Genomic DNA, 20652 nt, shown 5'->3' on the forward strand with positions numbered 1-20652 from the left:
AAACACAAAAAACACGCATTGAATTAATCAAGCTAATCAGTCTTTAATTAATTTATCTTATTATTGATAAAAATAATCATGAATTTATTGAATGAGCCATAACTAAAATGAATAATTAATGTTATTTCAAATGTATTTGATTAAATAATAAATTATTAAGTGACTTATTACCAATTAAATTTATCATTTAATTAACATTATCGATGTCTAGATAGGATTTAAATAAAGCAATAAAGTGCTAATTATTTAAACCACATTATTATAATGGTTTAAATTGGATAATCAATCATTAGCTAATTGTTACAAAAAACAACAGAAATATATCCTATTACAATCAACATAAATAGCTACAATCTACGGTAATATAATGTTTAATTTAAAAAAAACGGCCTCAGCTATTTATGTTGAGACCGTTTTAATACATTTCAATTAATGATTAATAAATCGATTTACGGTGCCTTAGAAACGGTTTCCATGCCGACTAAACCAATCTTCAAATAACCAGATTGGCGTAACGCATTCATAACATTCATCATCGTTTCATAATCAACCGTCTTATCTGCTTGAAAGAAAATAGTCGTTTCTTTATTAGCACTAGTCAGACCATCGAGTACACTGGACAACTGTTCTTTTGATACTGCCTGCTCACCAACAAATAATTGGCTGTCGGCCTTAACCGTCAAGAATACCGGTTTTTCTGGTCGAGGTTGTGGCTGTGCCGTTGATGCAGGTAAATCGACTTTAATATCGACCGTAGCTAATGGAGCTGCAACCATAAAGATAATCAATAAAACCAGCATCACGTCGATAAAAGGCGTGACGTTGATTTCATGCATTTCACCGCTATCATCCAGTTCTTCGCCTAAACGCATTGCCATAATAATTACCTTGCTTTACTGTTTTCTAAATCGAGATCACGACCTAGCAATAACGCAGCTTGTGCTGCCATATCACCGACCTGTCCCCGATAGCTGTTGATCATACGAGCAAATATATTATAAATAACTACGGCTGGAATCGCCGCAATCAAACCAATCGCCGTTGCCAATAATGCCTCAGCAATACCAGGAGCCACAACCGCGAGATTAGTTGTTTGTGAGTGCGCGATACCGATAAAACTGTTCATTATTCCCCACACCGTGCCAAAAAGCCCGACAAATGGAGAAATAGCCCCGATAGTTGCAAGATAACCATTACCTCGCCCCATATAACGACTAATTGCCGCAACAGCGCGCTCAAGACGAAATGTTGTTCGCTCTTTGGTACCGGCAAGATCGGTGCTATTTAATGAGAGGGTACGCTCTGAGGCCGCTTCATTTAATAGCAAATATGAGATACTTGTTTTGCTAAATTTCTCAGCAATTGACAGAGCTTCATCTAGCGAAGCTACATCGGCTAAAGCCCGTTGCTCTTTTTTCAATCGACGACGAGCAGTAATTAGCTCGGCACCTTTGGAGAAAAATAACGCCCAAGTGATCACCGAGGCAATAATTAGGCCGATCATAACCACTTTTACCACTACGTCGGCATTTTGGTACATTCCCCAAACAGATAGGTCTTCATTAAACCCACCTTTTGGTTGTGCAGAAACGAGTTCCTCAACCGCTACTGGCTGTCCTTCATTGCCTTCTAAAGGCGAATTATTCTCACTAATCACAGGCGTTGCCGAATCAGGCTTAGATTCCGCGATTGTTTGGCCATTTACTGCGCTAGAATTAGATGAAACTGAATTTAGTGGTGCTGATTGTTCTGCATTTGGCGTTGCGGGAGTGGTATCTGCAACCGCAGAACCCGACAAGCCGATTGCCAATAGAATAGAAGCTGTCAATTTACGCATCAGTTGGCCTATTACTCTCTTTTACCTATTTAATGAATATTTAGTCGCGATGAACTACCTTTACATCGACTAACCCCGCAAAGCACACATCCATCCGCAAATGCTATGAGCTGCTTTTTTACTCACAATAACCTGAAATATAGGGGAATGCTCAATAACACAATCTGAAATCAATGCTTATCACATAATAAAATTGCTTAAAGTAACCACAATATGAGCATTGTCACCCTTTGTAATCTGAAGTACGGTGAATATATGCCAAAAAAACATGGCAGATAATAGCAGACACAAGATGAATTGATAGTAATTATCATTACTATTCAGACTTTTTGTTATTTTCCCAAAAAAAATAACTTAGTCAAATAGTAGATAACTTTTTATCCTCAATTCTCGCCATCAAATTGAATAATTATCAGGTTCAAGATTTCTATTTGTACTTCTCAAGCAAAATCATTTAACGTCAAAGCAAGGCTTTGTTGAATAAAAATCAGCCTATGTAGTTTTAGATCAATAGCAATTGGAAGTATCTAGGGATCGAGAGGCCAATATGACAAACGAAAAATTACACACACAGTTAGTCCAGATAGGCAGAGATGCCAAATATACTCAAAAAGGCGTAAATCCGATTATTCAGCGCTCCTCTTCCATTATCTTTGATTCGCTGGCGGATAAACAACACGCCACCACTAATCGCAGCAAACAAGCCTTATTTTATGGCCGCCGAGGTACGCAAACGCATTTTGCCTTTCAGCAGGCAATGACTGAATTAGAAGAAGGTGCGGGATGTGTATTGTATCCTTCTGGTGCAGCCGCTATCACAAATGCTATTCTCGCATTTGTCCAAGCAGACTCTCATATCGTAGTGAGTGGCGCTGTTTATGATCCAACCCAGAATTTTTGCGATCAGATCCTCAGTAAACTGAAAGTGAAAACTAGCTATATAGACCCTCTGATAGGCGAAGATATTACCGATTATCTGCAACCAAATACTCGGGTGGTTTTCCTTGAGTCCCCCAGCTCTATTACCATGGAGATCCAAGATATTCCGGCGATCGTACAAGCCGTGCGCGGTTATAATCCCGAAATTATCATAATGATGGATAATACTTGGGCTGCGGGAGTGCTGTTTAAACCACTGGATCATGATGTTGATATTTCTATTCAATCAGCCACTAAGTATATTAATGGGCATTCTGATGGCATGCTGGGTACTGCTGTGGCTAACCAACGCTGTATTGATACCTTACGTGAAAACTCTTATTTGTTAGGGCAAACGGCTGATCCCGATAGTATTTATATGGCAGGACGTGGTCTACATACACTCGCAGTACGCTTAAAACAGCATGAAAAAAGTAGCCTCGAAATTGCACATTGGTTAGAGAAACGCCCTGAAGTTGAACGTGTTTATCACCCCGCATTAGCGAGTTGCCCTGGATATGAAATATTTAAACGCGATTTTAGTGGCTGTAATGGCTTGTTCTCTTTTAGCTTAAAACAGACGTTATCCGCCCAGCAGTTCCAGAATTTTCTCGATTATTTCACCCATTTTAAAATGGCATTTTCATGGGGGGGCTATGAATCACTAATTTTAGGTTATCAACCCGAAGATCTCCGAGCGATGCGGCAATATGATTATACACCAGCCGCAGGAACCTTATTCCGCCTGCATGTTGGTTTAGAAGACAGCGCCGATTTAATTGCCGATTTAACCGCCGCATTTGCACGACTTTAATTGCAGATACCGGAGCAGTGAAAAAATAACACTCAGTATATTTACTTAAATCATTGCTCCTTCGGCCATTTAACGTAAACAAATCAAAACGGAAGGTTTTTTTTATTGTAAAATAACTAATAAATATAATTTATCAGCAAATAACAGGAACGATTATGGAAGTATTACACGAAATTGTGCGTGCCCTTTGGGATCACGATTTCATGAAACTCTCCAATCCCGATATCCTTTGGGTTATTTATGGGGTTCTTTTTATCGTTATCGTTTTAGAGAATGGTGTGTTACCAGCGGCATTCTTACCGGGAGATACACTGTTAATCCTCTCCGGTGCCTTGATTGCTAAAGGGGTTTTACATTTTATCCCTACGATATTAATCTTGACGGTCGCCGCTAGCCTCGGCTGTTGGCTAGGTTTTCTGCAAGGGCGATGGCTAAGTGATACCAAGGTGGTCAAACGCTGGCTAGAACAATTGCCGCAAGAATATCATCACAAAGCCAATCATTTGTTTCATAATCAAGGATTATATGCGCTATTAATCGGGCGTTTTCTGGCATTTGTTCGCACCTTGTTACCAGTATTAGCCGGATTATCTGAGCTAAGTCATCGTCGTTTCCAGCTATTTAACTGGTTAAGTGGATTATTATGGGTCGGCCTCATCGTGACTCTCGGCTATGCTCTAAATCAAATTCCATTTATTAAGCAACACGAACAATTGGTTATGAGCGTATTAATGATCTTACCGATTTTATTGCTGGTTGCTGGGCTTATCGGCTCAATAGTTATGTACTGGAAGCACCGAAAAAATAGCTCAACCCACTAATTAGGCGATAAATAGATACGACTCACCACATTGATACTGTAGGTGCCAAATAGGTGCCAAATAGGTGCGAGCTTAATTTTATATATAAGCCGCACCAAATGCCGACTCATTATTTTCAGTATTTTGACCTCGGCTAAAATCATCTCTTTGCTAAATATTTCTATAAAGTAAATATTCGTATACCGCATCAAATAGCCTTTCAATGCAATTCACTCGTGCTATGTTTAATACAGATTGATACTCACTATTAAGGAGATAATCATGGATAAGCAAACTTACATCACGCTAGCTGATGGGAATCGCATGCCGCAATTAGGATTAGGTGTTTGGCAAGCGACAAATGATCAGGCCGAGAATGCAGTACACACCGCGCTTGATAACGGCTATCGTTCCATCGATACCGCAGCAATTTATCAGAATGAAGAAGGCGTAGGAAAAGCATTGAGTACCACGTCAGTGCCTAGAGAATCTCTGTTTATCACCACCAAGTTATGGAATACAGACCAACAACATGCACGTAAAGCATTGACCGATAGCTTAAAAAAATTGCAATTGGACTATGTTGATCTGTATTTGATGCACTGGCCAGTCCCAGAACAAGGGCATTATGTTGATGCTTGGCAGCAAATGATTGAATTACAAAAATCGGGCCTCGCTAAAAGTATCGGTGTATGTAACTTCCAACCAGCACATTTACTGCGCTTAGAAGCAGAAACTGGTGTTAAGCCGGTGATCAACCAGGTAGAAATTCACCCACTGCATGCTCAACTTGAGCTGGCGTGCTGGCAAAAATGCCATGATATAGTGACCGAATCTTGGAGCCCTCTGGCTCAAGGCGGTAATGGGGTCTTCGATAGCGAAATTATTCAAGCATTAAGTAAAAAATATGCAAAAACACCAGCACAGATTGTGATCCGCTGGCATATCGATCGCGGCTTAGTCGTTATCCCTAAATCTGTAACTGAATCACGAATTATAGAAAACTTAGCTGTCTTTGATTTTAAATTAGACAAAAGTGAAGTTTTAGCGATTAATTTACTGGATCAAGGTAAACGACTTGGCCCAAATCCTTATACCTTTAGCCGCGCAGATTAATTTTTAATTGGCTCAAAAAATAAATAGCCCGGTATGACCACCGGGCTATTTTCATTGAACAAACTAATTAATTTTTTATATCATTAGCTTTTATACTATCAATTTTTAGCATTAATTAGCGCATGCATTTCCTGCACTGAAATCACGGTTTCTGTCGGATCGGCACTTAATGACATCGTTGTCGCAAAACCGCCATTTAGCGTAGTATCGTAATGCACTTTATATTGCAGCGCACTGCGACGCATCAGTTTAGAATCTTCGATAGCCTGACGACCTGCCGTTGTATTAACGATATAGTCATATTCACCATTCTTAATTCTATCCTGAATATGTGGGCGTCCTTCATGTACCTTATTAACCAAACGTGGATTGATCCCCGCTTCCCCTAATACGATAGCTGTACCGTGAGTCGCATCGAGTTCAAAGCCATGTTTTAATAATTTAGCGGCTAAATCGACCACACGCGTTTTATCACCTTCACGCACTGATAATAAGGCACGGCCTGATTTTTTCATGGTCGAACTGCTGCCCAGCATCGCTTTGGCGAACGCTTCGGCGAATGTACGGCCAACTCCCATAACCTCACCAGTCGAGCGCATTTCTGGCCCTAAGATAGGGTCAACACCGAGGAATTTGTTAAACGGCAGCACCACTTCTTTCACCGAATAATAAGGTGGAATGACTTCCTCTGTCACACCTTGTTCTGCTAAGGTTTGCCCTACCATCACGCGCGCGGCTACTTTGGCTAACGGCACACCAGTCGCTTTAGATACAAAAGGGACGGTTCTTGCTGCACGCGGATTAACTTCAATCAGATAAACTTCGTTGCCTTTTACCGCAAATTGGACATTCATCAACCCACGAACACGTAATTCGAATGCCAGTTTTCTGACTTGCTCACGCATCACATCTTGAATTTCTTGGCTTAATGTATAGGCAGGTAATGAACATGCTGAGTCACCAGAGTGAACTCCCGCTTGTTCGATATGCTCCATAATTCCACCAATAAAGACCATTTCACCGTCACAAATGGCATCAACATCGACTTCAACAGCATCATCTAAGAAGCGATCAAGAAGTACCGGTGCATCGTTTGAAACGCTAACCGCCGTCTGGAAATAGCGACGTAAGTCTATCTCATCGTTAACAATCTCCATCGCTCGACCACCAAGTACATAAGATGGGCGCACAACCAATGGATAGCCAATCAAATTGGCTTTTTCTACCGCCTGTTCAATCGCTGTTACCGTCGCATTTTCTGGCTGTTTCAGGTTTAAGCGGTTTACTGCTTGCTGGAAACGCTCCCTATCTTCCGCTCGGTCGATAGCATCTGGGCTAGTACCGATAACAGGAACACCCGCAGCTTCAAGTGCACGTGCTAATTTCAGTGGCGTTTGACCGCCATATTGAACAATAACGCCTTTCGGCTGTTCAATCCGTACAATTTCTAACACATCTTCTAAAGTAACAGGTTCAAAATAAAGACGGTCGGAGGTGTCATAGTCGGTTGAAACTGTTTCAGGGTTGCAATTGACCATAATGGTTTCATAACCATCTTCACGCAGAGCCAATGCTGCATGAACACAACAATAGTCAAATTCAATCCCTTGTCCGATACGGTTAGGCCCGCCCCCCAGAACCATAATTTTTGGTTTGGCGTCGCTCGGATTAGATTCGCACTCTTCTTCATAAGTTGAATACATGTAAGCGGTATCCGTAGAGAACTCCGCTGCACAGGTATCGACACGTTTATAAACGGGATGCAAACCATAACCTTGGCGTAATTTACGCACTTCGGCTTCAGAAACACCGACTAGGCTGGCTAAACGAGCATCTGCAAATCCTTTGCGTTTCAAATGGTACAAGAATTCTTTAGTTAATCCGTTAATGCCCAGCTCTGCAACTTGCTCTTCGAGACGGACTAGTTCTTCAATTTGCACTAAGAACCAGCGGTCGATGTTAGTCAAATTAAACACGCCATCGATAGATAATCCCGCGCGAAAAGCATCGGCGATATACCAAGCACGCTCAGCGCCGGCATCTTTAAGCTCACGGCGAATACGTGTCAAGGATTCAGGATCATCTAAGCTGACTTTTGGATCAAATCCGGTCGCGCCAACTTCCAGACCGCGCAATGCTTTTTGCATTGATTCTTGGAATGTACGGCCAATCGCCATCACTTCGCCCACAGATTTCATTTGTGTTGTCAGACGATCGTTAGTTCCGGCGAATTTTTCAAAGTTAAAACGTGGAATTTTAGTGACGACATAGTCAATTGATGGCTCGAAAGAGGCTGGCGTTAATCCACCTGTGATATCATTCATCAACTCATCAAGGGTATAACCGACCGCTAATTTTGCCGCAATTTTGGCAATCGGGAAGCCGGTCGCTTTTGAAGCTAAAGCTGAAGAACGCGAAACACGCGGGTTCATTTCGATAACAATCAAACGGCCATTCTTAGGGTTTACCGAGAACTGAACGTTTGAACCGCCGGTTTCCACGCCAATTTCACGCAATACTGCCATCGAGGCATCTCGCATGATTTGGTATTCTTTATCAGTTAATGTTTGTGCCGGAGCAACAGTGATTGAGTCGCCGGTATGAATACCCATGGCATCAAAGTTTTCGATTGAGCACACGATAATGCAGTTATCATTTTTATCGCGCACCACTTCCATTTCATACTCTTTCCAACCAATTAATGATTCATCAATCAATAATTCATTGGTCGGTGATAAATCTAAACCGCGGGTACATATTTCTTCGAATTCTTCACGGTTATAAGCGATACCACCACCGCTACCCCCCATGGTAAATGACGGGCGAATAATACAAGGAAAACCAACATCATCGGCAACCGCATAAGCTTCTTCCATGGTATGCGCAATACCAGAACGTGCAGTTTCAAGACCGATTTTTTTCATCGCTTTATCAAAACGCTGGCGGTCTTCGGCTTTATCGATAGCATCGGCAGTTGCACCAATCATGGTGACGCCAAATTCTTTTAGTACGCCTTTGCGTTCAAGTTCTAATGCGCAGTTAAGTGCAGTTTGTCCACCCATCGTAGGTAAAACAGCATCTGGGCGTTCTTTTTCGATGATCTTACGCACAACTTCCCAGTGGATCGGCTCAATATACGTGGCATCCGCCATTTCAGGATCAGTCATAATGGTCGCTGGGTTAGAGTTCACCAGAATCACCCGATAGCCTTCTTCCCGCAATGCTTTACACGCTTGAGCACCTGAATAATCGAATTCACATGCCTGACCAATAACGATAGGCCCTGCTCCAAGGATCAGGATGCTTTTAATATCTGTACGTTTTGCCATTTTCCGCTCCCAATTATTCAGCTGTGCTACGTGGATTTTCTTGACGATATGCGGTGATCAACTCGATAAAGTGATCGAACAGTTTCGCTGCATCATGTGGCCCTGAGCTGGCTTCTGGGTGTCCTTGAAAACTAAATGCCGGTTTGTCAGTGCGATGAATACCTTGCAATGTGCCATCAAATAATGATTTGTGCGTCACACGCAAGTTAGCGGGTAATGTCGTCTCATCTACAGCAAAACCGTGATTTTGTGCGGTGATCATCACCACATCGTTATCGATATCTTTAACTGGATGATTGGCACCGTGGTGACCAAATTTCATTTTTATCGTACGCGCACCACTGGCTAAGGCTAATAACTGGTGCCCTAAACAGATACCAAAAACAGGAATGTCGGTGGTTAAAAATTGTTGAATAGCGTTAATCGCGTAGTCACATGGGGCTGGGTCGCCAGGGCCATTGGATAAGAAAATACCGTCTGGTGCCATTTTTAAAACGTCTTCAGCAGAGGTATCAGCAGGAACAACGGTCAAACGACAGCCTCTATCTACTAACATCCGTAGAATATTACGCTTAGCCCCAAAATCGTAAGCGACAACATGATACGGTAACTCAGCCGGATCTTTCGCAGCTTGCTGACCGTCTTGTAAGGTCCATGAACCTTGTGACCATGGATACGCTTCACGCGTTGTGACTTCTTTAGCTAAATCTAAACCATTTAATCCGCCAAAAGCTTTAGCTTTTTCTAAAGCAACTGCGGGATCTAAATTATCACCGGCAATAATGCAACCGTTCTGTGCGCCTTTCTCTCTTAGTATGCGCGTCAATTTCCTCGTATCTATATCGGCGATAGCAACAATCTGCTGGCGCTTCAAATAATCAGACAAACTTTCTTGTCCACGGAAATTACTATATACCAAAGGTAAATCACGAATAACTAACCCTTGAGCATGCACGCGAGTTGACTCTTCATCATCAGCGTTGGTGCCGACATTACCGATATGGGGATAAGTGAGAGTAACAATTTGGCGGGAATAGGAAGGGTCTGTAAGAATTTCTTGGTATCCGGTCATTGACGTATTGAAAACGACTTCTCCAACGGCGGCACCGACAGCACCGATAGCGCGGCCATGGAATTGGGTTCCGTCTTCCAGAACCAATATAGCTGACTTTATCAAAACACCCTCCAGGGAATAATAAATCACGGTTTGTGCATATTAATTCAGATTTGAGGATCTAAATCAATGCCAAATTGCTTTTTTAAGCAAAAATTTGGCAAATTGCGCGCATTCTAATGATGCAAAGGGCAGTTGTCTAGAAAAATCATTATATTTATTACTTTTTTCTTTCCTTGACCCTATTAAGTCCCTATAAACAGTAAAACAAAGTCTCATGTGAGTAAAGTAAACGATTGCAATAGAAGATAATTAAAAAGCGTTATAGAAAAACAGCCATCACGCTTATAGCGGTGAATTATTAATCACAATGGCAGTTAAAAGCAAAGATAAACAACAAAAACAACCAAATAAATAATAATTGATAATTACAAAGAGATAAATCACAATAAAGTTAATATTATTGTGATTTATCAATAAGTTAAAAAACAATCAAATTAAAGTGAATCAAGATTAAGCACGTCTTTCATATCAAATAACCCTTTATTTTTAGACTTTAACCAAACGGAAGCCTTAACAGCGCCATTTGCAAAGGTCATTCGACTCGAAGCCTTATGAGTTATTTCAACTCGCTCGCCGATATCAGCAAACATTGCGGTATGCTCGCCGACTATATCGCCGGCTCTCACTGTCGCAAAACCAATAGTGTGTGGTTTTCGTTCTCCGGTATAGCCTTCACGCGTATAAACCGCACAATCTTTCAGTGAGCGGCCTAATGCATGGGCGATTGATTCTCCCATCGCCAATGCAGTACCTGAAGGCGCATCTACTTTATGGCGATGATGAGCTTCAATAATTTCAATATCGCTATAATCGCCCATGATTTTTGCCGCTTTTTCTAGCAATTTCAGCACTAAGTTCACTCCAACGCTAAAATTGGCAGCAAAAACAATTGGAATAGAGTGCGCCGCATTAGCAATGGCTTGTTTACCCGCATCATCAAATCCGGTAGTGCCAATAACCATGGCTTTATGATGTGCACAGCAAATTGATAGATAATTAAGTGTGGCTTCTGGGCGAGTAAAATCGATAACCACATCAAAATCATCCGTAATTTTCGCCAAATCATCTTGAATCAGCACGCCATTACAGCCTATTCCTGCCATTTCACCCGCATCGACACCTACCAAAGATGAACCAACACGTTCGATTGCTGCACCAAGGCAGACGCCATCCAGTTGTGCTGTCGCTTGGATCAATTGACGTCCCATGCGCCCACCAGCCCCAACAATAGCAACTCGCACTAATGAATCTGTCATGTTTTCCCTTACTTAAAATATGATTTAAAGAAATTAATAACAGATTAGCGATCATCGTTGAGCTGTGCCAGTGTTAAACGACAGTTATTAACAAAAGCCTATAAAGCCATGGAATTATCAGAAAAACTTGTAATAAAACATGAAGAGGGAAAAGTATGACTAAAAAAAGGAAAAAAGAGAGAGATGCCATCTTTATACGCTTAAGATGGCATTAAAAATGGGCGGCCACTCTACTAACTTAGAATGATATTATTGCTAAACAATGACAAAAAAGACGATGAGGCCATTTTTTAAATCACTTGTTTAACATCGACGCGCAGTTCTTTAGGCACTTCAAAAACAATGTTTTCTTCGCGCCCCTGCAAATCAGTCACCTCACCGGCGCCTAACTGCTGTAAACGCTCAATCACTTGGCGCACTAAAATATCAGGCGCTGAAGCCCCCGCAGTCAACCCAATAATCTGTTTGTTTTCTAGCCATTCGGTTTGAATATCGTCAGCAGAATCAATCAAATAAGCAGGTTTACCCATACGCGATGCAAGTTCAGCTAATCGATTTGAATTGGACGAGTTTTTTGACCCCACCACCAGTACAATATCTGCCTGCTGGGCTAAATCACGAGCCGCTTCTTGACGATTAGTTGTGGCATAACAGATATCATCTTTACGTGGTCCGACAATTTTAGGGAATCGCTTAACCAAAGCATCAATAACATCCGAAGTATCATCTACAGACAGCGTAGTCTGGGTCATAAAACTCAGATTATCTTCATCTTTAACTTGGAGTTTCAATACATCTTGTGGATTTTCGACCAAGTACATCCCGCCTTCAGGGTTGTTATACTGCCCCATCGTGCCTTCAACTTCAGGGTGCCCAGCATGGCCAATTAAAATGGCTTCTTTGCCTTTACGGCTCGCGCGAGCGACTTCCATATGCACTTTGGTGACCAATGGACAGGTCGCATCAAATAGCATAGTTAAATTACGTTCTCGGGCTTCTTGACGAATAGCCTGTGACACACCATGGGCTGAGAAAATCAGAATAGCACCATCAGGGACATCAGATATTTCTTCGATGAAAATCGCACCGCGTTCACGCAGATTATTTACTACGTAGCGGTTATGTACTACTTCATGGCGTACATAAATAGGTGCGCCATACATTTCTAACGCACGTTCGACAATACTAATTGCGCGATCAACACCCGCGCAAAATCCACGAGGATTAGCCAGCAATATCTGCATTTTGACTCTCCATTTGCGGGTCAATCTCAAGCACTTCAATATCGAAAGTGATATTTTGTTCGGCGAGAGGATGATTAAAATCAACGGTGATTGATTCACCATCGATTGATTTTACAACGCCTGGCATTTCACTGCCATTAATAGCCGTAAACAGAATGATGGTCCCAATTTCTGGGATCCCAGAATCAATAAAATCACGTAAATGAAAATACTGAACTAAATCAGGATTACTTTTACCAAAAACGGTATCACCGGGCAGAGTAAACTGTTTTTTCTCCCCCGCAGTCAACCCAAGAAGTTCAGCTTCTAATTCTGGAGACAGTGAGTTATCCCCGAGACGAAATAAGGTCGGTTTTCCCTGACTGAGTGACGAATCAGCGGTTGAGCCATCTTCCAGTTTAAGCGTAAAGTGCAGTAAAACTGCACTGTGCTCCTGCACCTGCGTAGACATGTATAGAACCTATTAGCAAAAATAAAAATCAGCCCGGAGAACCGGGCTGATGAGGTGTAATGATAAGGCCTATCTATTGCAGGCTATCAACCAACTATTTAGCCTGCTTGGCCTGTGATTTATTTTCGGGTAAAAAACTTTCGAAAATAATTAACGCCGCTCCGACACAAATTGCCATATCGGCAAGATTAAATGTCGGCCAATGCCAACTCCCGACATAGAAATCGAGATAATCGATCACAAATCCATGCATTAGACGATCAATTAAATTCCCAATCGCCCCACCAATAATCAAGGCATAGGCTATGTTACTTAATCTTTTAGCGGCACTTTGGCGGTACATCATGACGATTAAAATCACTGAGATAGCAATGGCTATTCCCGCAAAGAACCAGCGCTGCCAGCCACCTTTATCGGCTAAAAAGCTAAATGCAGCGCCAAAATTTTGCGCATACATTAGATTAAAAAATGACGTAACTTCAATCGGTACATACAGTCTGAAATTTTGATAAACGTATTGTTTAATCGCAATATCCAGAATTAAGACCAATACAGTTAACCATAACCAACGTAAACCAGTGGAACAAATGGGTGTCTTCATTATGCAAACTTACGCTTTTCACCGTCACCGGCGACATTAGTAACACAGCGGCCACACAAATCAGCATGCTCTGCATCTTTACCGATATCGGTCGTGTAATGCCAGCAACGAGGGCACTTTTCACCTTCGGCTTTGCTAAAGGCAATTTTCAGACCGCTCAGCTCGCTGTCTTGAGCTTCGGCTGGTGCTTGTGCGATATCGACTACTTTGGCTTGCGATGTCAGCAGAGCAAAGCGTAATTCATCACCGAGTTGATTCAGTTTTTGCGCTAATTGGCTATCTGCATACAGAGTCACAGCGGCTTCCAATGAACTTCTGATATGTTTATCAGTACGTGCTTGTTCAAGCACTTTGTTCACTTCGCTACGAATAATCAGCAATTCAGCCCAGAACTCATCATTCATTTGCTCATCGGCTTTTAAGCCGAACAGCTGCTCGTACCACTCTTCAGTTAACACAAATTTACTGCGCTCGCCTGGCATCTGCTGCCAAATTTCTTCTGCGGTAAAGGACAGAATAGGCGCAATCCAACGAACCATAGCTTCTGAGATATGGTACAACGCGGTTTGACAGCTACGACGCGCAATACTGTCGCTTTTCGCCGTATATTGACGATCTTTAATTATATCGAGGTAGAAAGAACCCATTTCGATAGAACAGAAATGCATCAGGCGCTGAACCACTGATAAGAAATCATACTCTTCGTAATGTTTCAGGATTTCTTCTTGTGCTACTTTTGCACGGCCTACCGCCCAGCGATCAAGGCTGACCATATCTTCTGGTTTAACCTGATCGGTTTCTGGATTAAAACCGTTTAAGTTCGCCAGCAAGAAACGGGCAGTATTACGAATACGGCGATATGAATCAGCAGCACGTTTCAAGATTTCATCAGAAACAGCAATTTCACCCGCGTAATCGGTTGAAGCTACCCATAAGCGCAGAATATCGGCACCCAGTTTATTCATCACATCTTGTGGGCTTACCGTATTGCCCAGTGATTTTGACATTTTACGGCCTTGGCCATCAACGGTGAAACCGTGAGTCAGAACCTGACGGTAAGGCGCTTTGCCTTTCATCGCGGTAGATAACATCAGCGATGACATAAACCAACCACGGTGCTGGTCTGAGCCTTCCAAATAGATATCAGCAGAATGACCTTTAAACTCAGGACGCGCATCAACCACCGCAAAATGGGTCGAGCCAGAGTCAAACCACACATCCAGTGTATCAGGAACTTTACGGTAATTAGCCGCATCTGCGCCTAATAAATCCGCCGGGTCAAGATCCCACCACGCTTGAATCCCATCAACTTCTACACGTTTAGCCACTTCTTCCATCAGCTCAAGCGTACGCGGATGCAATTCTTCGGTTTCATTATGTACGAAGAGAGACATTGGCGTGCCCCAAGTACGCTGACGAGAGATACACCAGTCTGGGCGATTTTCAACCATAGATTCGATACGTGCACGTCCCCAACCAGGGATCCACTCGACGATATCAATTTCTTTCAGTGATTGTTTACGCAGACCGTTTTTGTCCATACCGATAAACCATTGCGGAGTCGCACGGAAAATAACCGGCGTTTTATGACGCCAACAGCATGGATAGCTATGCTGAATCGGTTGTTTAAACAGCAGTGTGCCTTTTTCATCTAATAAATTAACGACAATATCATTCGCTTTGAAAATAAATACGCCATCTAATTCAGGATAAGTATTAGCTAAGAAGCAACCATCTGGACCGACTGGATTAGCAACTTCTAAATCATATTTTTGACCAATGACATAGTCTTCAGGACCATGGCCAGGTGCAGTATGCACTGCGCCCGTACCTGCATCTAGCGTGACGTGGTCGCCTAAGATAACGGGAACATCGAAGCCCATGAATGGATGATTGAAGCGCAGTAATTCAAGTTCACTGCCCGTACATTGACCGACAACTTGCCACTCAGAAATACCGACCGTTTTCATCACATCTTCGACTAAATCTTCAGCCAAAATCATCAGCTCGCCATTAGCTTTTAATAGCTGATAATTAAATTCAGGATTCAATGAAATAGCACGGTTAGCTGGCAACGTCCATGGAGTGGTTGTCCAAATAATCATTGAAACGGACTGACCATCAGCGTTAAACGCAAATTTTTCAGCCACAACAGCGCTATCAACCGCAGGGAAACGGACATAAATAGATGGCGATGTTTTATCGTAATATTCAACTTCCGCTTCTGCCAGTGATGAACCACATGCGGTACACCAATGAACCGGTTTTGCGCCTTTCACTAAGTGACCGTTAGCGATAGTTTTAGCGAGTGCACGAATAATGTTAGCTTCTGTTTTAAAATCCATGGTCAGATAAGGATGTTCCCAATCGCCTAAAACACCAAGACGAATGAAATCAGCTTTCTGGCCTTCGATTTGTTCTTTTGCATATTTACGGCATTCGGCACGGAATTCAGCGGCGGAAACTTTTTCGCCCGGTTTACCGACAATCTGCTCAACTTTATGCTCGATTGGTAAACCATGGCAATCCCATCCAGGGATATACGGTGAATCAAAACCTGATAACCCTTTGGATTTAATAATAATATCTTTGAGAATTTTGTTGACTGAGTGACCAATATGAATATTGCCGTTAGCGTACGGAGGGCCATCGTGCAAAATAAACATTTTTTTGCCCGATTTTGCTTCACGAATAGCCTGATACAAGCCTTCTTTATACCAGTTATCTAACATTTGTGGCTCGCGTTTAGCGAGATCACCACGCATAGGAAACCCTGTTTCAGGTAGATTCAAGGTGTTTTTATAGTCACTCATTCGATTCTCAGTTCCAATTTTCCGCTAAATTATATGACTTATTGCGACAGATATTTTCTTGCCGCGATCACATCATTTGCGATCTGCTCCTTCAATGCATCGAGTGAAGCAAATCGCTGCTCATCGCGTAATTTTTTACGCAAAACAACATCAATATGACGACCATACAAGTCCATGCAGGTATCAATAAGATGAACTTCTAGTTGCTGACCTTTGCCTGCGACCGTTGGCCGAGTACCAATATTCGCCACACCGGGTAACGGTTTTTCGTCTAGTCCGTACACTTCAACCGCATAAACCCCTTTCACAGGGGCAACCAAACGCTTTAACGGTAGATTGGCGGTTGGGAAGCCAATCGTACGTCCGAGTTGGTTTCCGTGAACAACTCGCCCACTGATCCTATACGGATGACCTAATAACGTTTCCGCTAATAAAAGGTCATCTTGCTGGATTGCTTGGCGTATTGCAGTACTGCTAATACGCAGTCCCGAATCACAAAAGCTTTCAGTATTAGCCACTTCAAAACCAGAAGCCTTACCAGCATCTTGTAAAAATTTGAAGTCGCCCAGACGATTTTTACCAAAACGAAAATCATCACCGACGGCTAAAAATTTCACGCCCAGTTTTTTAACCAATAACTGTGAAACAAATTCATCGGGCGTCAGTGAAGCGAAATGATCGTTAAACTCAACACAGAGTAAATAATCAAGGCCGTTTTCTGCAAGATATTTCACTTTGTCACGCAAACGTGTCAAACGTGCGGGTGCTTTATCACCCATAAAAAATTCTAACGGCTGAGGTTCAAAAATCATTACCATAGTAGGTAAACCCAGCCTTTGTGCCTCAAGCTTTAAATTTTTCAATAAAGCTTGATGTCCACGATGCACACCATCAAAGTTACCAATTGTTAATACACAACCATGATGACACGCCCGTATATTCTGTATACCGCGAATTAGCTCCATAACAGGCTCAATACCGTGGAAATTACTGGATTATACCTTGTACTTGACCCAAGGTTAACCCAAGATCGTAAAAGGATTTCATTAACATCAGTGATCAATACAACAAAATTGTCCTGACGTCTCGAAAAATATGAAATTTATTGTATTTTATCACGCTCAAAAAACAGCTGTTTTTTTTATCGATTATAATTTGTACAAATAAAATGCTTTTCTATGATAATTATGAACAAAAATGCCGATTAGTGACAATGTTTTCATTTCAGATTAATCAATTAACATTTTTTCGTGTTAAAGTCTGTATTCTGGTGGCGTTAACTGGTAAAATCCTTCGCCATTCACAACGCAATAATAGTGTCGATGTACAAGACGCTTGTTTGCACAAATCCATTGACAAATGAAGGGCGACAGGGCATATTCCTCGACCTTTGAATGTCCTCGAAAGAATATATTTGGGAGTTTGACCTTGGCTAATATCAAATCAGCTAAGAAACGCGCCATTCAGTCAGAAAAACGTCGTCAGCATAACGCTAGCCGTCGTTCTATGGTGCGTACTTTTATCAAGAAAGTATACGTTGCTATCGCTTCTGGCGATAAAGAAGCTGCTCAGAAAGCATTCAATGACATGCAACCAATTGTTGATCGTCACGCTACTAAAGGCCTGATCCACAAAAATAAAGCAGCACGTCATAAGAGCAGTTTAGCAGCTCAAATCAAAGCAATGTAATTTTTTGCTTTTGATTAAATTAAAAAAACCGGCTCTGCCGGTTTTTTTATATCTGCTATAAAATATCTGTCATTACACTTTTTGTTCTAATCGATTAAACGGTGTATTAAATAATTCAGAAAAATCTTTATTGCAGACTCGTTGAACCGCTGGGTGTTGGATCATACGTTCGGCAAAAATAACATAATACTCTTCTTTTACGCTGTCTAATGTGCCTATCTCAACTACTTCATCATCGGAAAAAATATCCTTAGCATACAATGATGGTGCCACAAAAATTGCATTATGATACATACCAAACGCTTTCATTAATGCCGCATCATCAAACTCGCCAAGCACTTCAACTTGTAAATTTTTATTACGGATCCAAGTTAATAGATGACGACCTAGCATTGAACGTCTGCCCGGGATCAGTAAACGGCGTTCTTCTAAACATTCAGGAAATGGTTTCTTAGGTGCAGGCTGACGGCAAAAAAAGCTTACGCTACATTCGCCTAATTTAACCGAAAACAATCCTTCTTGTTGCGATGAATCAACCGGGCAATCGGATAAGATCATATCCAATTTATGCTGACTCAACTGCTCTAATAACATTTCATGAGTCGATTCAAAACAACGTAAATGAATTTGTTCATGCTCCACAACCGCAGTTTCAAGTACCCGGCTGACTAAACGTTTAGATAATGCATCTGCCACACCAACATCAAATAATAAATTTGACTCACGGCTATAATTCACAATATCAAGCATTTCTTGGCTCAGCATAAACATTTTATCCGCATAACGGAAAATAAGCTGCCCCAATTCTGAAGGCACTAAACCTCGTCCTTGTCGTTTAAATAATTTGCCCCCTAACCGTTCTTCCAGTGCTTTAATTTGGCCTGTAATGGTTTGTGGCGTCAAATACAAGGCTTCTGCGGCTCCAACTACCGAACCTTCCTTACAAACATGCCAAAAATAATAAAGATGGTTAAAGTTTAAATGTGACACCTGCATATCAATTCCTTCTGTACTGCCAACAATAGTAATAACAAATACAGACTCAGTAGCCTTTATCTGCTCTCCATTCTAAGGAGCTAAGACAATAAAATACTCGCAGTATGAAAAAAATAATCATACTGCAAGCACATAATTGAAGATTAATTCGGAAATTCTGACGTTAAATCTTATTACAATTATAAAGTTTAGTCTAAGATTGTATTGTTGCTCGATTCGGTAAGGATAACTTTAACAAGATAAAACCGATCACCGCAGCTACCGTCGATCCAATTAAAATACCTAGGCGCGAGTAGGTGCTATAGCTTTCAGCTAACCCATCAAAGGCTAAACCGGCAATAAAGATAGACATAGTAAAACCGATCCCACAAAGTACTGATACAGCAAAAATTTGCTTCAGGTTAATCTCACCGGGTAGTTTAGCCAACCCTAGTTTTACCGAAACCAAGCTAAAGAGAAAAATCCCTAATGGCTTACCAATAAATAATCCGGCAGCTACCCCTAAAGGCAAGGTGCTAATTAAGCCATCGAAAGTCACCCCCTGAAGTTGAACGCCTGCATTTGCAAATGCAAACAGAGGTAAAATTAAATAAGCAACCCACGGGTGTAAAACATGCTCCAACTCTTCAGAGGGTTTGGTATTACTGGTACCACGTAACGGAATTAAGAAACCGACCACGACACCGGCTAACGTCGCATGTACGCCTGATTTTAAAATACAGACCCACAAGATTAAGCCAACCACTAAATAAGCTGATGAGTTTTCAACTCGACGCCAGTTCATCATAATTAACAATAAGATACATACGGCAGCTAACCCTAATGCAACGAGTGACACCGATTTAGTATAGAAGAACGCAATAATGACAATCACGCCCAAATCGTCAATAATCGCTAGCGCTAACAAGAAAACTTTAAGCTCTGTAGGGACACGCTTACCTAATAACGCCATAACACCCAGTGCAAAAGCAATATCCGTGGCGGCAGGAATCGCCCACCCTTGTCGAGTCACCTCGTCTGCACCATTAAATACTAGATAGATAAGCGCAGGCGCAATCATGCCGCCTAACGCAGCAATCGCCGGGAAAATAGCTTTATCACGCCCAGCCAAAGAGCCTTCCAATAATTCTCTTTTAACTTCCAAGCCCACCACTAAAAAGAAGATCGCCATAAGAAAATCGTTAATCCACAATATAAGTGGCTTATCAATCTCTAATGCAGCAACTTTCACTGCCACTGGGATATCTAAAAATTGCTGATATATCGCCTGTAATGGTGTATTTGCCATAACCAAAGCGATAATGGCAGCAATAATAAGCAACAAACCACCCGCTGCTTCTAATCTGAGAAATTGACGTATAATTGCTGTCATATTTACTAACCTTATAAATTGATTTGATTGTTAATATTATGCTAACAATCAATTCGAAAAAAATCGTTTATTTATGGATAATAACTCGGAAAAACCAACATTATAGGATCATCATGATTAAATAATCCAAATCCAGTTAATTAGTTGTTACCTTAATATTCAATACACTATATTTTGGTAAATTATCGAAATTTAGTACGAGAGTCATTAATGTTATCGGCGGTAAGCTGTTTTTTTCG

General features: G+C 41.6%; 16 protein-coding genes. 4 read left to right on the forward strand and 12 right to left on the reverse strand.

Translation table 11 applies throughout. From position 1 onward, the window contains the following. Positions 1 to 449: 449 nt before the first annotated feature. Both exbD and exbB read right to left on the reverse strand, forming a co-directional pair. Positions 450 to 878, reverse strand: coding sequence for a TonB system transport protein ExbD (gene exbD / locus MNY66_RS13145; protein WP_047255087.1), 429 nt, complete (start codon positions 876 to 878; stop codon positions 450 to 452). Positions 879 to 883: 5 nt separating this feature from the next. Beyond that, complete coding sequence (gene exbB, locus MNY66_RS13150) at positions 884 to 1837, reverse strand: tonB-system energizer ExbB (protein WP_241501051.1); 954 nt, start codon at positions 1835 to 1837, stop codon at positions 884 to 886. 547 nt (positions 1838 to 2384) lie between these two features. On the opposite strand from exbB, the gene metC reads away from it, so the two are divergent. The 3 genes from metC (at position 2385) to dkgA (ending at position 5485) form a co-directional block, all read left to right on the forward strand. Beyond that, positions 2385 to 3569, forward strand: coding sequence for a cystathionine beta-lyase (metC, locus tag MNY66_RS13155; RefSeq protein WP_241501052.1), 1185 nt, complete (start codon positions 2385 to 2387; stop codon positions 3567 to 3569). A gap of 155 nt (positions 3570 to 3724) precedes the next feature. After that, positions 3725 to 4390 (forward strand): DedA family protein, encoded by a 666-nt coding sequence (locus MNY66_RS13160; protein ID WP_241501053.1) that lies wholly within the window; start codon positions 3725 to 3727, stop codon positions 4388 to 4390. 261 nt (positions 4391 to 4651) lie between these two features. After that, complete coding sequence (gene dkgA / locus MNY66_RS13165; RefSeq protein ID WP_047255083.1) at positions 4652 to 5485, forward strand: 2,5-didehydrogluconate reductase DkgA; 834 nt, start codon at positions 4652 to 4654, stop codon at positions 5483 to 5485. Positions 5486 to 5583: 98 nt separating this feature from the next. Here dkgA and carB read toward each other — a convergent pair whose 3' ends face one another. The 8 genes from carB to ribF form a co-directional block, all read right to left on the reverse strand. Further along, entirely contained in the window at positions 5584 to 8814 is a 3231-nt protein-coding gene (gene carB, locus MNY66_RS13170) for a carbamoyl-phosphate synthase large subunit (RefSeq protein WP_047255082.1), read from the reverse strand. Between the two features lie 13 nt (positions 8815 to 8827). Then, entirely contained in the window at positions 8828 to 9991 is a 1164-nt protein-coding gene (gene carA / locus MNY66_RS13175) for a glutamine-hydrolyzing carbamoyl-phosphate synthase small subunit (RefSeq protein WP_241501054.1), read from the reverse strand. Between the two features lie 434 nt (positions 9992 to 10425). Further along, a complete protein-coding gene (dapB, locus tag MNY66_RS13180) occupies positions 10426 to 11247 on the reverse strand; it encodes a 4-hydroxy-tetrahydrodipicolinate reductase (RefSeq protein WP_241501055.1) in 822 nt (273 codons plus the stop codon). Positions 11248 to 11537: 290 nt separating this feature from the next. Continuing rightward, complete coding sequence (gene ispH, locus MNY66_RS13185; protein WP_047255079.1) at positions 11538 to 12491, reverse strand: 4-hydroxy-3-methylbut-2-enyl diphosphate reductase; 954 nt, start codon at positions 12489 to 12491, stop codon at positions 11538 to 11540. Continuing rightward, positions 12472 to 12942 (reverse strand): FKBP-type peptidyl-prolyl cis-trans isomerase, encoded by a 471-nt coding sequence (gene fkpB, locus MNY66_RS13190; protein ID WP_047255078.1) that lies wholly within the window; start codon positions 12940 to 12942, stop codon positions 12472 to 12474. The genes ispH and fkpB overlap by 20 nt, the downstream gene beginning before the upstream one ends. Before the next feature lie 94 nt (positions 12943 to 13036). Continuing rightward, the gene (gene lspA / locus MNY66_RS13195) at positions 13037 to 13543 is read right to left on the reverse strand and encodes a signal peptidase II (protein WP_241501056.1); all 507 of its coding nucleotides are present in this window, start codon (positions 13541 to 13543) and stop codon (positions 13037 to 13039) included. Then, positions 13543 to 16356, reverse strand: coding sequence for an isoleucine--tRNA ligase (gene ileS, locus MNY66_RS13200; RefSeq protein ID WP_241501057.1), 2814 nt, complete (start codon positions 16354 to 16356; stop codon positions 13543 to 13545). The genes lspA and ileS overlap by 1 nt, the downstream gene beginning before the upstream one ends. A gap of 38 nt (positions 16357 to 16394) precedes the next feature. Beyond that, the gene (gene ribF, locus MNY66_RS13205; protein ID WP_047255075.1) at positions 16395 to 17321 is read right to left on the reverse strand and encodes a bifunctional riboflavin kinase/FAD synthetase; all 927 of its coding nucleotides are present in this window, start codon (positions 17319 to 17321) and stop codon (positions 16395 to 16397) included. Between the two features lie 463 nt (positions 17322 to 17784). Between ribF and rpsT the strand changes: the two genes are divergently transcribed. Next, a complete protein-coding gene (gene rpsT / locus MNY66_RS13210; RefSeq protein WP_047255073.1) occupies positions 17785 to 18045 on the forward strand; it encodes a 30S ribosomal protein S20 in 261 nt (86 codons plus the stop codon). 72 nt (positions 18046 to 18117) lie between these two features. On the opposite strand, the gene nhaR is transcribed toward rpsT, so the two are convergent. Both nhaR and nhaA read right to left on the reverse strand, forming a co-directional pair. Next, on the reverse strand, positions 18118 to 19041 hold the full coding sequence (gene nhaR / locus MNY66_RS13215) for a transcriptional activator NhaR (RefSeq protein WP_053907633.1): 924 nt from the start codon (positions 19039 to 19041) through the stop codon (positions 18118 to 18120). Positions 19042 to 19234: 193 nt separating this feature from the next. Continuing rightward, on the reverse strand, positions 19235 to 20413 hold the full coding sequence (nhaA, locus tag MNY66_RS13220) for a Na+/H+ antiporter NhaA (protein ID WP_241501058.1): 1179 nt from the start codon (positions 20411 to 20413) through the stop codon (positions 19235 to 19237). Positions 20414 to 20652 lie beyond the last annotated feature (239 nt).

The sequence above is a fragment of the Moellerella wisconsensis genome, from assembly GCF_022592395.1.
Lineage (GTDB): Bacteria > Pseudomonadota > Gammaproteobacteria > Enterobacterales > Enterobacteriaceae > Moellerella > Moellerella wisconsensis.